A 13,380-nucleotide genomic window follows, 5' to 3' on the forward strand; every position below is an offset into this window, starting at 1 on the left:
GATTTTTGTATTAGGTAGGCAATACTATACAACAGTTAAAAAAGTAAAATTGTATCCATAAAGACATTTATTGTATTTAGTAGGTGGGAACAATATCACCTACCAAATACAAACTAAGTCATTCAATTTATTTTACTACCCATTGCTTTTCACACTGTTCCTTCACTGCCCGATACATCGAATAATACGCAAAGGCTTCTTCTCTATGCTTCACGCTACTAACCGACGCAGTAACAGCCCACGTAACAATGATGACAATAAAGACCACAACATATCGAAGTTTTATATGATGCCCCCGTATAAACATCCCATTGATATTAGGTGGAATAATGGTTACAGGACTTTTCAATTCATTGATTTTGGCAAATATCTCATCCTGCCGTTTTAATATGCTTTCGGTATTTGCTTCGATATTCATGCGATTGAGATTATAATCGCAAACGTGCCGATAAAGATATTCAAGAAATTTGGACTTCTGCTTGAATAATTCAATAAGCTTCGGGAACCATAGCGAAAACGGCAATGTGTCCAGCTGTTGCTTCCAGATATGCTTCTTCACCACTGATAACGCATCGTTCCAGCAAGTACAGAAACTTTTGGCGACTCCATTATAAATGGTCTTTTCATCAAAGTCCACTTTTACAGATTGCTCTGATTTAGGAATTGTGGTATTCTGTTTTTCAATACACTCTTTTAGCTCGTTGATACTTTGACGCAAATTTGTAAGATTTGCAGCTACTACATCTTCTTTCATCATCTTCTACGTTTTGAGGGTTTATAAAAAGGTTCGGTTCTTTGGTTATCCTCGTCTTTGTCATCTCGCCATCCCAGTTCATTACTTGTTCCTCCACCTCCACCGGAAGTTATGGCTTGATGAGGTTGAATTATCAGTTCCGAAGCCACATTGCCAAACGTAATGCAAAGGCTGTTAAAACTCAAATCACGGTCAAGTTTAGAACCGGCTATACTATATTCATTTTGACAGAATGATATGCCACGAATTTTATCAGAGTTATCTGTACGATTAAAGCGCATATCTATACCCTGACCTCTGAGAATGCCAAGAAAATCATTCCATGAATGAGATACAGCCAGTGCATCAAGAGTTGCAGAACGTAGATTATACTTCCGTAATTGATAAGGGCGCAAACGACTCTTGTTTCTGGCTTTACTATTTTTAGGAGCAAAGTACAATCCATACTCTTTAGTCAAAGCTCGACATACTTTAGTATTACGTATTCTTTCATTGCTGTCAGAAATGAGATTGCCATCATTGTCTATCCGATTGAACACCAAATGACAATGAGGATGTTTCGTGTCGTGATGTCGGGTTATGATATATTGAGTATTGCTAATCCCCATTTGTTCCATCCATTTTTTGGCTATCTCTACCATCAGCGCATCTCCTTCTTCGTTATCGGGAAAACGGCTAATGTCCTGCGAAGAAAAAGCAAGTGATACGTGTTTCACCGGACTTTTTACTTTCGGACGCATGGACGCATGTATCTGAAAAGAATCGGCTATGGTTTTATTACTAATGGCACAGACACCTTCGTGTGCTAAAAGTGTGGCACACTTCTTCTTGTTCTTTTGGTCATTGGCGTAATTCACTATTCCTCCAAAATCCGTTCTTGTTTTAATCTTCGCTATCATGGCTATTGTTCTTTACTTGGGTGATAATTCTACTGACTTCTGATATGATTGAAAAGCATTGTTGCTTGACTGCTTCCAAACCATAAGTGTACATCTGATGGGCAATCTGATTGACATTGTTGGCGATGCCGGAAAGGTCACGGATTGCCGATGCCATTTCCGGACTGATACGCTGACAGACCTGACAATCCATTGCCGCCTGATGGTAAAATTCATTTACAGACAATCCAGCCTGTTCCGCTTTGGATTGGATATAAATGTAGTCGTTCTCGGTAAACATTACCCGAAAACATTTGGTACGTTTCTGATAGTTCGCCAACTTAGGGCGACCGCCTAGTTTCTTCTCCTTCATATTTATCTTAACTTTCGATGTTCATGAATTGATTTTTTGAGAGTGGCTGTTCCATCCGCTTGCCGCATAGGTTTTAGTGACACTAAAACACAAACTTGCCACTCAAAAAATCTTCCTATATTTCCCCTGCTCTATCCGACATAGCTTACCATCTTTAATAAAGGCTTCTATCCACTTGTTTGCCGTACTTCCATTTTCGCCCAAAGATGAAACCAGTATATCATAATCCTTCTTTGTGAAAGTATCGGGTAACATATTATAAAGGGTATTCCTTCGTGCATAAACGCCGGTCTCTTGCGAAGCGAAATTGAATCGTTTGGACTGATTTCCTAACAAATTCTGATAAATGAATACGGCATGATAAAGTAAGGTTTCGCAAATATTCATGGCTGTAGAATAGTCATACTCATGGCAAACCAATTGCTCTGCCTCGTCAAGTGAGGAAGAATTACGATGTACATTCTCCAAATGCCGGACAGCGGTCAACACCATCATTATACGATAAGCAATCAGTCCCATCCGTCTGACTACACCTTGCATCTTATTATCCACTTCGTCACAACACTCCTCATTCACACGGCTGAGATATTCAATAAAGTGTTCCTGTAAATCGGAGGGAAGGGAAAAGGAATAATTTCCCTGTCGTACAAATTCCTCATGCAGACGGCAGAATTTATCTCCCAACAGTTTGAACATTGCATTTTTAGATTGAGAAATATCGCTTGTGGCAAACACATTTCTTATACCTCGCTTGAAGCGGATGATATAAGAGCAAAAGCGACTCATCAACCCGTTCTCCGCATCAGGTATCAATCTTCTTACCTGTTCGGGAGTTCCAGCCAAAACTACAGAAACTCTCGGATTAGCTACTTCACAATACTCCCTATCCTTGCGACGGCTCAAACTGACCAACTCATGATGGAATGCCTTTCGCAACACATCGGAATAATTGCCATAGTCCGACTTCAATGTTTGGCTTAACGTGTCGCCCTCCGATTCAAACAACAGTCCGATACCGTCATTGTCTCCCAGTATCTTCAAGAAAGAGCTTGCGCTGCTATTGGCAGGAATAACAAGCATACGCATGGGCGGCTCGGCCGGCATAGTCATTCCACTATCTTTCTTACCTTTGATATAAGCCGCCATCGCTTCTTTATATTCCTGTTCCAATCGCTTTGAAAGTTCATGCAAATTGCGGTTAATGGGTACTACCAGTTCTCTGCATAGGGTTAATGCCCCTTTTCCCATACCTACATCTGCCACAACAAACAGATAAAGATTCGAATAAACAATGCGTTCATCGTATACACCGCAGACATTATGAAAGCATACCGACAAACACACAATAGTTCCAATCAATATCGTGTCACGGTCATCCACCGAGATGGAATTGTTGACAACCTCATTTAGAAAAGGAGGAAGATGCTCAAACACACATTCAGGAAATGCAGGAAGTTCTTCCTCTAATTTTATCCATTTGCCCGTTTTGCCATTTTGGATATTTGGCAAAATGGATAAATGTTCCTTGCCGGACAGAGCCAATGAGATTCCAGCTTGATTTGCCAAATGGAAGAAAGAACGGATAGTAATGCCTTGCCCTTTGGATTGCAGACAATACGTATATTGTTTGTCTGTTTCTTCCCTTTGATAGGTAGGGTAAAACCTGCCGATGCGATGATAATACTCCCGTCCGTTCTCTCCCAATTCATCAACAAGTGCGAAACCCAACTCCACCCAATCTTTATAATTGGGTGCTATATCAATGCCACGTTGTTCTATCTCCTGAACAACACTTTCTATATCGTCTTTTACCTTATTACATATAGGAGCAATATCAGGCGTATGTGTTTGCTGTATTTTAGAAGGGACATTCTCCCAATCTTGGGCGGAAAATATTTTCTTCGACATCATCTTTGTATTTAGGGTTAATATATGCTTGTGGGTCGTATGGCAGAAAGCATGAACGAGCCACATCACTGCCGGACATATCCACTGATGGCAAACCTGTCGCTTTGATGCAGTTGGCAACAGCCTTGAAGTACCGGGAATGTTCCCATCCTTTCAAGTCAACTGGTATTATCCACTTCAATCCATTACCGGATGGGCTGACAAATAACAGTTCCGTATCGAAATACTCATGATTGAGTAATTGCTGTTTTAGCTCCACGATATTCTCCACATGGTCGAAATCCAGACACATCAATCCTGAGTGCATAATCAGTTCCTTTTCATTCCGTTTGCGGAATAATCCCGAAAAAGTACAATAGTCGAAATGGGTGGCTTTGTATCTTTTGGATTCGGGAGAAAATAGCATCGAACGCAGAGACTCGGTTTGTGGTTGTGCATAATGCCCGATAACATAGCGATACACATCCACAATTCCCACAGCCCTTATCGGTTCAATGTTTTGAATGGGCTTGCGAAAGAACGAAAAGCAATAATCTGTCGTTTTCCTCATCTGATGATCTTTTTAGATTCGACAAATCGTCTGGCTTCTTCCATTAAGTCTGCTTGGGTCTTGTGCGATTTGTTCTTCAACCAATCGTCAATCTCCGATTGCAGGAAAGCCAAAGCCTTATTTATTTTATGTACAGGAATCTGCTTGGTAGATACCCATCCATAAACTGTCTGTTTGGCTGGATGTGATGGCAGATAAGTACAAAGCTCATCTATATCCATCCACTTAGGTGAATTACTTGCCTGCTTATGTTGCAAGGCATTTACTTTGGATTGTAGTACTTCTACGGACTCAATCAGGTAGGACAACGCATTCGGCATTTCCTCCAATGAATTTACTTTATAAGCCATTTTCTTCGTATTAAAGTTGATGCCGCAAAAGTATAGGGATGTTTATGAGTGCTAAATAGGTGCTTAACCACCACCAATCAACCGCTCATTTACCACTGACAGATTTAAGTTATTAATACGAGAATTTATTGGAAAACATAATAAAAGGGGAATAAACTATTATTGGGACTAACACATTCCTCACCGAAAGTCTCAATGCTACAAAACACCCCTCAAAAAGCCGATGCTTCATGAGGGGCAAATGGTGGTAAGTATATGATTGGTATTACATAAGTCGTTGGTGCTCAATGGTGGATATAACCACCACAACCTATAAATCCAAATTTTCTATATACAGTGTATTGGCGGCTTTCTCCTTTTGTTCGTTTACAAGATGCGTATAAATCTGCGTAGTTTTGACGTTTGTATGTCCCATCAAAGACTTGATTGTGTATATGTCAACGCCATTTTCCAGCAACAGCGAAGCATAGCTATGCCGCCCACAATGGAAGGTGATGTGCTTCTTGATACCGGATGCTTCTATCCAGACTTTCAACGGGCGAGAAATCCAAGAGGCATCAGTCAATCCTTCAAAAACAAGTGCTTCATCATCGTCTGGACGTATGCCGCATAGTTGAAGTGCCTGTTGAATGACTGGCTTGTAATCGGGCCTTTTTGTCTTTTGCTGAATTACTACTGCTTGCCATGTACCTTTGCTTGTTTGCTGAATTTGTTTCCATTTCAAAGTTTGAATATCACTATGCCGCAATCCAGTGAGAATAGAGAACAAGAACGCACGTTTCAAAACATCATCCTTGCAAGGAGTATCAACCAACATTTGCACTTCATTCATGGTAAGCGCAACACGAGGCTTCTCTATGTTTGTTATTCCCTTTACTTTCGCGCTTATATCAACGGTCAGATATTCATCAATGAACGCCTGTTTCAGTCCAGCTTTAAGTATGGAAAAATAGGTTGATGCCGTGTTTTGTGAGATAGTACCTTTCTTATTCCCTCCCATTGGAGCACGGAGAAGGAACATCTTTATATCTTCAAGCAGTTTAACGGAAATCGCCTTGAATGGAATTGGTTGCCCTTGTGAATACATTTTCAATAATTCACCTACACGCCTCCAGTTGACTATAATCGAATCGGAACTATTGGGATGACGTGTGCTTATAATACGATTGAAATACTTGATAAAATCCTGTTCGCTCCGCTCATTCTGTGCAGCGATTTCGTTTTCCTTATCAGTGTATAGGATGGCACTATCGTATTCATGCTGCCGTAACTTCCGCACATTGTCGGCATAGATGCAAGCCTCTTGGTCTATCGTTGAACGGCATTGGATAATTCCATTCAAATCACGTTTAGGCTTATAGTTGAATGTTTCATCCGGCAAGATTCGTGCTATGGATGACTTATCCCAAATGGGTGTGGATATAGTTCTGTTGATAGATTCCACCACACGGCTTGCCCGTTTAGAACCTCGCTTATACACTGGGTATGACTCTATAATCAGATACCACTCTTCTTTATAATTCGACCTTCTGAGTTTGACGGTCACTTTGGTATTGGGTAATGCTTTCTTCATAACGACTTATACAATTTATCAATTTCAGATTTGGGAACATAAACATAGTTACCGATTTGGCGTGTAGGAATAGAATGACGGCGTATGTGCTTAAACACACTGCTGTCATTGATATGGAACTTCTTTGCGATCTCTCCGATGGTGTAACAATCTTTGGGTTCAAAGGACAATGCCTCCTTTTTTCTCTTTCTACTCCCTGCCTTTGTTTTGAAGTGTTCATCCATATACTGCCGACTAAGGCGTATCAGACGCTGACCAAAATTGTATGACGGTATCAAGCCTTGCCGTATCATACGATAAAGAACGTCTTTACTAATGCCGTAAATCAGCATAGCCTCTTTAACCGTTAGATATCCCTTACTGGATGGTATTCGCTTGACCAATGCTTGACGTATCGCCTCTTTCTCTTTTGCGATTTGCCTTTTCTTATACGCTCTCTTGGAACAAGCCGGACAACAATACTTCGACACTAATGTGGGAGGAATAAAGATTTTACCGCACTCCTCGCAACTTCTTTGAATGGTGTAATTTCCTCTTGGCATATTCTTCTCGTTTTAAATGGTTTATATCAATCTAAGTTGCATCTTATCGCCAAATAAGACGTGTCGCAAACATGTCGCAAATAAGAGATAAAAAAGCCCATAGAAAACACATAGCAACCATGAACTCCATAAACGCAAAAAGCGTGCAACTCATTGAGCTGCACGCTTTTGCTTATTGCTTATTATCTGTTTCCTTATCGGAATCATTTGACCTCTTCGAAGTCAGCATCCTGAACATTATCTCCATGCTTGCTATCGTCTTGTTGACCAGCACCACCATTCATATCAGGGCCAGCCTGTGCACCACCTTGGGCACCACCGCCTTGAGCATACATTTCAGCACTTGCAGCCTGAAAAGCTGTATTTACCTCTGCCATAGCAGCATCAATAGCAGCCAAATCCTGAGCCTTGTGAGCGTCTTTCAGTTTCTGCAAAGCAGCTTCAATCGGCGCTTTCTTGTCAGCAGGCAACTTATCGCCTAATTCCTTCAACTGATTTTCAGTCTGGAAGATTACGCTGTCAGCCTGGTTCAGCTTATCAATCTTTTCACGTTCTTTCTTGTCTGCTTCAGCATTAGCTTCAGCTTCGGCTTTCATCTTTTCGATTTCTTCCTTACTCAAACCGCTGGATGCTTCGATACGGATAGCCTGTTCCTTACCGGTAGCCTTATCCTTGGCAGAGACTTTCAAGATACCATTAGCGTCGATATCGAATGTAACCTCAATCTGAGGAACACCACGACGAGCCGGAGCAATACCTGACAAGTTGAACTGACCGATTGATTTATTCTGAGCAGCCATCGGACGTTCTCCCTGCAATACATGGATAGTAACCTCACTCTGATTATCGGCAGCAGTAGAGAATGTTTCACTCTTACGAGCCGGAATTGTAGTGTTAGCGTCGATCAACTTAGTCATTACACCACCCAGTGTTTCGATACCCATTGATAACGGAGTTACATCCAACAATACCACACCCTTGATTTCGTCTGTCAAAACAGCACCTTGTACAGCAGCACCAATAGCTACCACTTCATCCGGATTCACACCTTTGGAAGGAGCCTTACCGAAGAAATCTTCTACCAATTTCTGTACAGCCGGAATACGTGAAGAACCACCGACAAGGATTACTTCGTCAATATCAGCGTTGTTCAAACCTGCATCACTCATTGCTTTCTTACAAGGTTCAAGACAAGCCTGAATCAAGCTGTGAGCCAAAGATTCGAATTTAGCACGAGTCAAAGTCTTCACCAAGTGCTTGGGCACACCACCTACCGGCATAATATACGGCAAGTTGATTTCTGTACTTGCGGAAGAAGAAAGTTCAATCTTAGCTTTTTCAGCAGCTTCTTTCAAACGTTGCAAAGCCATCGGATCCTGAGTCAGGTCAGCACCTTCGTCATTCTTGAATTCCTGTACCAGCCAGTTGATGATTACCTGGTCGAAATCATCACCACCAAGGTGAGTGTCACCATTTGTAGAAAGCACTTCAAATACACCACCACCAAATTCGAGGATAGAGATATCGAATGTACCACCACCAAGGTCGAATACGGCAATCTTCATATCTTTGTGAGCCTTGTCCAGACCGTATGCAAGAGCAGCGGCTGTCGGTTCGTTTACAATACGTTTTACTTCCAGACCGGCAATCTGTCCGGCTTCTTTTGTGGCCTGACGTTGAGAGTCAGAGAAATAAGCAGGAACTGTAATAACAGCTTCTGTCACTTCCTGTCCCAAGTAATCTTCAGCAGTCTTCTTCATCTTCTGAAGAATCATTGCAGAGATTTCCTGCGGAGTGTACAGACGTCCGTCGATGTCAACACGCGGAGTATTGTTGTCACCTTTCACTACTTTATAAGGAACACGAGTCACTTCTTTTTGTACCTGATCCCAATTTTCACCCATGAAACGTTTGATAGAGAAAATCGTACGTGTCGGGTTGGTAATAGCCTGACGTTTGGCAGGATCACCTACTTTACGTTCGCCACCATCTACAAAAGCAACTATTGAAGGAGTCGTACGCTTACCTTCGCTGTTTGCGATTACTACCGGTTCGTTACCTTCAAATACAGAAACACAAGAGTTTGTTGTTCCTAAGTCAATACCAATAATTTTTCCCATGATCGTTATTTTTTTATTTATTATTATTCAATGATTTCTTTTTGTCCGGTTGTTTCTCCGCTCCTATTGCAGAGCTTCGTCCCGAACGGACGCTTATTAAAAAGCAAACCGTGTGCCAAAAGGAAATTATACGAATGCATGACATAATATCTGCCAAAAAGACAGTTTTAATAAATAAACACTGCTGACATAGTCACGTCCGGACTCAATCAGCAACTGCTTCATAAAACAAATGCAGACGGCTTCGGTTCAATGCAGGAAAAAAAATATGCCTGTGTCGTCATATTCGACACAGGCATACCTTAATATATACTATTCTTATTTTATTACTTCTCCAAAACAAGCACCAATGCATTGTTGGCATCATACAAACCGATACCACCACCGGACAATACATCAAATGATTTCACCTCATTCATCGCTTTCAGAATCTTGCCTTCCGTTTCCATATCCGGACAAGCCATCATCGTGCTTACCACTCTCGCGAAAGAAATGGATTTGGCATTATTTGTATTGGTTTCAAAACCGCCATTTATCATATTACATCCGGCATTACCATGAATCATCTTTTCCTTCACATCAAAAGTGATGAAAGGTTGCTTCTCCATACCGGAAGGAATTGCTTCGCCATTCACTTCCTTCACTTTCCATTCTCCGTTCAATACCGACAATTTCACATCAGCCTCCTTTTTTTCCAAAGTTATAACCGGACGATTGGACGCATTGCAAAGATACAGTTTGTCTTTGCCGGCTTTCTTATATCCTTTCACTTGTGCAAGAGCACTCAATACATTTCTCTCTGTTGTCATATCCGGACACATCATCCGAGTGCTGCCCATTGCGCCGAGTTCAAGGCTTCCCGGTTTCGCGTTTACGTCGAAGCTACCCATCATACGGTTGCAACCGCTACTACCGGACACGCGCCCCGTTGCGGTATCAAAAGCAATAAAAGGAAGTGTTCTACTTTCGCCCGAAGTAACTTTCGAGCCATTGATTTCTATGATATTCCACTCACCATTGATAGATGACAAAGGGATCGCCTTCTCAACCGAACGGCATGAAGACATTGCAAGCGCCGCACCGGCAATGCAAATTGAAACTAATACTTTATTCATATGTTATAACGTTTAAGTTAAATTGGGGGCAAAGATATCAAAAAGATTGGAAAATAATATCCAATACAATATAAAATATATACATTTGCCATTGAATGTACAACAAACGAACAATTTACATAGTTCACAAAAAGTAAATAAATATGAGAATCATCGCTCTTTTTCTGATTTTTTTCTGTTGTGGTACGTCTCCTGTCACAGCACAAAACGATTATATTGTCACCACCCCTTCCACTCAGGAAATTCCCGTAAGTGAAGAAGAGCAATTTATCAAAAGTAACTTCCCATTGCAACTTTTGTGCAAGTGGACGCCCGGAATGAAATTTATGTTCGCTCCATCTTCACGGGATATGTTCCTGCCTACACTTTCTAACTATGATACCGACAAGGGGGTAGATAATAGTTTGCTGAAACACAAAATCCTCACTTTCACCGGAACTGAAGAAAAAGCCCAAAACATATCAAACAGCACCAATTATTCCACCCGTTTCATTTTCGAATGTGAAGGAGAAAAATATTACTATGACATAAAAAATATGCGACTGGATGAAATTTGCGAGAAAGCTCCCCGCGCATGCGTCAATGGATTAGTCTATTTGAAAGATGTAGATACGGCAAAGAACCTGTTAATAGGAAAAACAATCTATATTCAATCCGAAAGCGTGCGTGTAGATGATACTAATAATTATTCCGGTTATCGGGATGTAGCCATTCCTGCCAATACGGAAGCTACAATAACCGCCGTCGGAGTCGGTAATCAGACATATCCTGTGAAAATCATATTTAAGGATACGCAAGGACATTCTTACTATCTCGAAGTCGCCCTCTCACGAACCAACTCAGGCATGGATCTGAATGACTTTCAAGGCGAAAAGAGAATGAAATATTTTTCGAATGCGATCAGCTTCACGAATAAAAACTCTGATAATATCGAAGGACTGAAAAACAAATATCTGGGACGAACCGTTTATCCTAAAAAGGTATTGCCTGCCAAAAGGGTGGTTTCCCTTGAAGGCAAGCAGACGGAATCACGTGTTCACTTGCCCCGATATACGGTTCTGAATATCAAAGACATTAATTTGGCTTCATCAGGCAGTCTGAGTGTTCTGTCATTGGAAGACAAAGCCGGAGTCTTCTATGAACTGGAAGCTGACTTGAAATATGATGTTATTGTCAGAAATGCGAATTATATCGAGGATCTTTTCGGATTTGAAGATATACAGAAAAAATATCCGGGCATCACTGAAAAACGTTGGCAGCTCATCTCCCGCGGTGAGTTGGAAACAGGTATGAGCACTGATGAATGCCGTTTGTCCATCGGTGATCCGGTAGAAATCGAGTTAAAAAAAGATAATCGTTTTGAAACTTGGTTCTACAATGGCAAAACGCTGGAATTTGAGAACGGTACCTTACGGCGATACAAATAAAAAGGAGTACCGACGAATGATTATCTGAAAATAATCACGTATATTTGCTCCATAAACAATTCTTATATTCTTAATTTTTAATTCGCAATTTAAAGAAATGGGTAGAGTTCTTATTATTGGTGCAGGCGGTGTTGGCACTGTCGTTGCGCACAAAGTGGCACAAAATGCCGATGTATTTACAGATATTATGATTGCCAGCCGTACAAAAGAGAAATGCGACAAAATCGTCGAGGCAATAGGTAATCCCAATATAAAGACAGCTAAAGTCGACGCAGACAATGTGGACGAACTGGTAGCCTTGTTCAACGATTTCAAACCGGAAATGGTGATTAATGTTGCTCTTCCCTATCAGGACTTGACTATCATGGAAGCTTGCCTGAAAGCCGGAGTGAACTATCTGGATACGGCCAATTATGAGCCGAAAGATGAAGCTCACTTTGAATATAGCTGGCAATGGGCTTACCATGAACGTTTCAAGGAAGCCGGCCTGACAGCTATCCTCGGTTGTGGATTCGATCCGGGAGTCAGTGGTATCTATACAGCTTATGCGGCCAAGCATTATTTTGACGAAATCCAATATCTGGATATCGTAGACTGTAATGCCGGAAATCATCATAAGGCATTCGCCACTAACTTCAATCCGGAAATCAACATCCGCGAAATTACGCAGAACGGGCGTTATTATGAAAACGGCAAGTGGATAACTACCGGCCCGTTGGAAATTCATAAAGACCTGACTTATCCGAATATCGGCCCCCGTGACTCCTATCTTCTTTATCACGAAGAACTAGAATCATTGGTGAAGAATTTCCCGACTATCAAACGTGCCCGCTTCTGGATGACTTTCGGACAGGAATACTTGACTCACTTACGTGTCATCCAGAATATCGGTATGGCCCGTATTGATGAAGTTGATTATAACGGAGTGAAGATTGTTCCCTTGCAATTCTTGAAAGCTGTATTGCCTAACCCGCAGGATTTGGGTGAGAACTATGAAGGCGAAACTTCCATCGGTTGTCGTATCCGCGGTCTGAAAGACGGTAAAGAACGTACTTACTATGTTTACAATAATTGTAGCCATCAGGAAGCATACAAGGAAACGGGTATGCAGGGAGTAAGCTACACCACCGGAGTTCCGGCAATGATCGGAGCCATGATGTTCTTCAAGGGAGAATGGAAACGTCCGGGTGTAAACAATGTAGAAGAGTTCAATCCGGATCCGTTTATGGAGCAACTGAACAAGCAGGGTTTGCCTTGGCATGAAGTTATCGATCAGGATTTGGAATTGTAAGACATTCATAAAAAAGGAAGTCATGATTAACGTTGGAGATAAAGCACCGGAAGTTTTGGGCATCAATGAAAAAGGTGAAGAAATCCGTCTGAGTGCTTACAAAGGAAAAAAGATTGTGTTGTACTTCTATCCGAAGGACAGCACATCGGGTTGTACGGCGCAAGCGTGCAATCTGCGTGATAATTATTCCGATCTGCGCAAGGCCGGTTACGAAGTGATCGGCGTCAGCGTAGACAATGAAAAGTCGCATCAGAAATTTATCGAGAAGAACAACCTTCCTTTCACCCTGATTGCCGATACTGACAAGAAGTTGGTAGAAGAATTTGGCGTGTGGGGAGAAAAGAAGCTGTACGGACGTGCATATATGGGGACTTTCCGCACTACTTTCCTGATTAACGAAGAAGGAATCGTAGAACGGATCATCACTCCGAAAGAAGTGAAGACCAAAGAACATGCCTCACAAATTTTAAACCAATAAATCCATTAATTATAGAATAAT

General features: G+C 41.5%; 13 protein-coding genes. 3 read left to right on the top strand and 10 right to left on the bottom strand.

Annotated features, from left to right (window positions below; genetic code table 11):
- Window positions 1-127: 127 nt before the first annotated feature.
- The 10 genes from AB5443_RS03200 to AB5443_RS03245 form a co-directional block, all read right to left on the bottom strand.
- Window positions 128-754: a hypothetical protein gene (locus AB5443_RS03200; protein ID WP_277134842.1), complete on the bottom strand. Its 627-nt coding sequence runs from the start codon at window positions 752-754 to the stop codon at window positions 128-130.
- On the bottom strand, window positions 754-1,653 hold the full coding sequence (locus AB5443_RS03205; RefSeq protein ID WP_277134807.1) for a relaxase/mobilization nuclease domain-containing protein: 900 nt from the start codon (window positions 1,651-1,653) through the stop codon (window positions 754-756). Before AB5443_RS03205 ends, AB5443_RS03200 begins: the two co-directional genes overlap by 1 nt.
- Entirely contained in the window at window positions 1,637-2,005 is a 369-nt protein-coding gene (locus tag AB5443_RS03210) for a MobC family plasmid mobilization relaxosome protein (RefSeq protein WP_277134806.1), read from the bottom strand. The genes AB5443_RS03205 and AB5443_RS03210 overlap by 17 nt, the downstream gene beginning before the upstream one ends.
- 102 nt (window positions 2,006-2,107) lie before the next feature.
- The gene (locus AB5443_RS03215) at window positions 2,108-3,913 is read right to left on the bottom strand and encodes a DUF3987 domain-containing protein (protein WP_277134805.1); all 1,806 of its coding nucleotides are present in this window, start codon (window positions 3,911-3,913) and stop codon (window positions 2,108-2,110) included.
- A complete protein-coding gene (locus tag AB5443_RS03220; protein ID WP_277134804.1) occupies window positions 3,864-4,463 on the bottom strand; it encodes a BT4734/BF3469 family protein in 600 nt (199 codons plus the stop codon). Before AB5443_RS03220 ends, AB5443_RS03215 begins: the two co-directional genes overlap by 50 nt.
- Window positions 4,460-4,813 carry a helix-turn-helix domain-containing protein gene (locus AB5443_RS03225; RefSeq protein ID WP_277134803.1) on the bottom strand — a complete coding sequence of 118 codons (354 nt, stop codon included), beginning with the start codon at window positions 4,811-4,813 and terminating at the stop codon, window positions 4,460-4,462. The genes AB5443_RS03220 and AB5443_RS03225 overlap by 4 nt, the downstream gene beginning before the upstream one ends.
- Before the next feature lie 310 nt (window positions 4,814-5,123).
- Window positions 5,124-6,386 carry a site-specific integrase gene (locus AB5443_RS03230; protein WP_283139984.1) on the bottom strand — a complete coding sequence of 421 codons (1,263 nt, stop codon included), beginning with the start codon at window positions 6,384-6,386 and terminating at the stop codon, window positions 5,124-5,126.
- A complete protein-coding gene (locus AB5443_RS03235) occupies window positions 6,383-6,928 on the bottom strand; it encodes a helix-turn-helix domain-containing protein (RefSeq protein WP_277134801.1) in 546 nt (181 codons plus the stop codon). Before AB5443_RS03235 ends, AB5443_RS03230 begins: the two co-directional genes overlap by 4 nt.
- Window positions 6,929-7,131: 203 nt before the next feature.
- Window positions 7,132-9,048 (bottom strand): molecular chaperone DnaK, encoded by a 1,917-nt coding sequence (dnaK, locus tag AB5443_RS03240; protein WP_022136865.1) that lies wholly within the window; start codon window positions 9,046-9,048, stop codon window positions 7,132-7,134.
- Window positions 9,049-9,374: 326 nt separating this feature from the next.
- Window positions 9,375-10,163 carry an META domain-containing protein gene (locus AB5443_RS03245; protein WP_022136866.1) on the bottom strand — a complete coding sequence of 263 codons (789 nt, stop codon included), beginning with the start codon at window positions 10,161-10,163 and terminating at the stop codon, window positions 9,375-9,377.
- Between the two features lie 143 nt (window positions 10,164-10,306).
- On the opposite strand from AB5443_RS03245, the gene AB5443_RS03250 reads away from it, so the two are divergent.
- From AB5443_RS03250 to bcp, 3 genes are all read left to right on the top strand, one after another.
- Window positions 10,307-11,590: a hypothetical protein gene (locus AB5443_RS03250; protein ID WP_277135666.1), complete on the top strand. Its 1,284-nt coding sequence runs from the start codon at window positions 10,307-10,309 to the stop codon at window positions 11,588-11,590.
- A gap of 97 nt (window positions 11,591-11,687) precedes the next feature.
- Complete coding sequence (locus AB5443_RS03255; protein ID WP_022136868.1) at window positions 11,688-12,881, top strand: saccharopine dehydrogenase family protein; 1,194 nt, start codon at window positions 11,688-11,690, stop codon at window positions 12,879-12,881.
- A 22-nt stretch (window positions 12,882-12,903) separates the two neighbouring features.
- The gene (bcp, locus tag AB5443_RS03260; RefSeq protein WP_073348043.1) at window positions 12,904-13,359 is read left to right on the top strand and encodes a thioredoxin-dependent thiol peroxidase; all 456 of its coding nucleotides are present in this window, start codon (window positions 12,904-12,906) and stop codon (window positions 13,357-13,359) included.
- Window positions 13,360-13,380 lie beyond the last annotated feature (21 nt).

It is taken from the genome of Bacteroides sp. RTP21281st1_H5_RTP21281_210402, assembly GCF_040918965.1.
Taxonomy (GTDB): Bacteria; Bacteroidota; Bacteroidia; order Bacteroidales; family Bacteroidaceae; genus Bacteroides; species Bacteroides congonensis.

What these genes read in the sequence shown, in the direction of transcription:
- AB5443_RS03200 (WP_277134842.1), bottom strand. Translation starts at nt 754, where the DNA reads ATGAAAGAAGATGTAGTAGCTGCAAATCTTACAAATTTGCGTCAAAGT.
- AB5443_RS03205 (WP_277134807.1), bottom strand. Translation starts at nt 1,653, where the DNA reads ATGATAGCGAAGATTAAAACAAGAACGGATTTTGGAGGAATAGTGAAT.
- AB5443_RS03210 (WP_277134806.1), bottom strand. Translation starts at nt 2,005, where the DNA reads ATGAAGGAGAAGAAACTAGGCGGTCGCCCTAAGTTGGCGAACTATCAG.
- AB5443_RS03215 (WP_277134805.1), bottom strand. Translation starts at nt 3,913, where the DNA reads ATGTCGAAGAAAATATTTTCCGCCCAAGATTGGGAGAATGTCCCTTCT.
- AB5443_RS03220 (WP_277134804.1), bottom strand. Translation starts at nt 4,463, where the DNA reads ATGAGGAAAACGACAGATTATTGCTTTTCGTTCTTTCGCAAGCCCATT.
- AB5443_RS03225 (WP_277134803.1), bottom strand. Translation starts at nt 4,813, where the DNA reads ATGGCTTATAAAGTAAATTCATTGGAGGAAATGCCGAATGCGTTGTCC.
- AB5443_RS03230 (WP_283139984.1), bottom strand. Translation starts at nt 6,386, where the DNA reads ATGAAGAAAGCATTACCCAATACCAAAGTGACCGTCAAACTCAGAAGG.
- AB5443_RS03235 (WP_277134801.1), bottom strand. Translation starts at nt 6,928, where the DNA reads ATGCCAAGAGGAAATTACACCATTCAAAGAAGTTGCGAGGAGTGCGGT.
- dnaK (WP_022136865.1), bottom strand. Translation starts at nt 9,048, where the DNA reads ATGGGAAAAATTATTGGTATTGACTTAGGAACAACAAACTCTTGTGTT.
- AB5443_RS03245 (WP_022136866.1), bottom strand. Translation starts at nt 10,163, where the DNA reads ATGAATAAAGTATTAGTTTCAATTTGCATTGCCGGTGCGGCGCTTGCA.
- AB5443_RS03250 (WP_277135666.1), top strand. Translation starts at nt 10,307, where the DNA reads ATGAGAATCATCGCTCTTTTTCTGATTTTTTTCTGTTGTGGTACGTCT.
- AB5443_RS03255 (WP_022136868.1), top strand. Translation starts at nt 11,688, where the DNA reads ATGGGTAGAGTTCTTATTATTGGTGCAGGCGGTGTTGGCACTGTCGTT.
- bcp (WP_073348043.1), top strand. Translation starts at nt 12,904, where the DNA reads ATGATTAACGTTGGAGATAAAGCACCGGAAGTTTTGGGCATCAATGAA.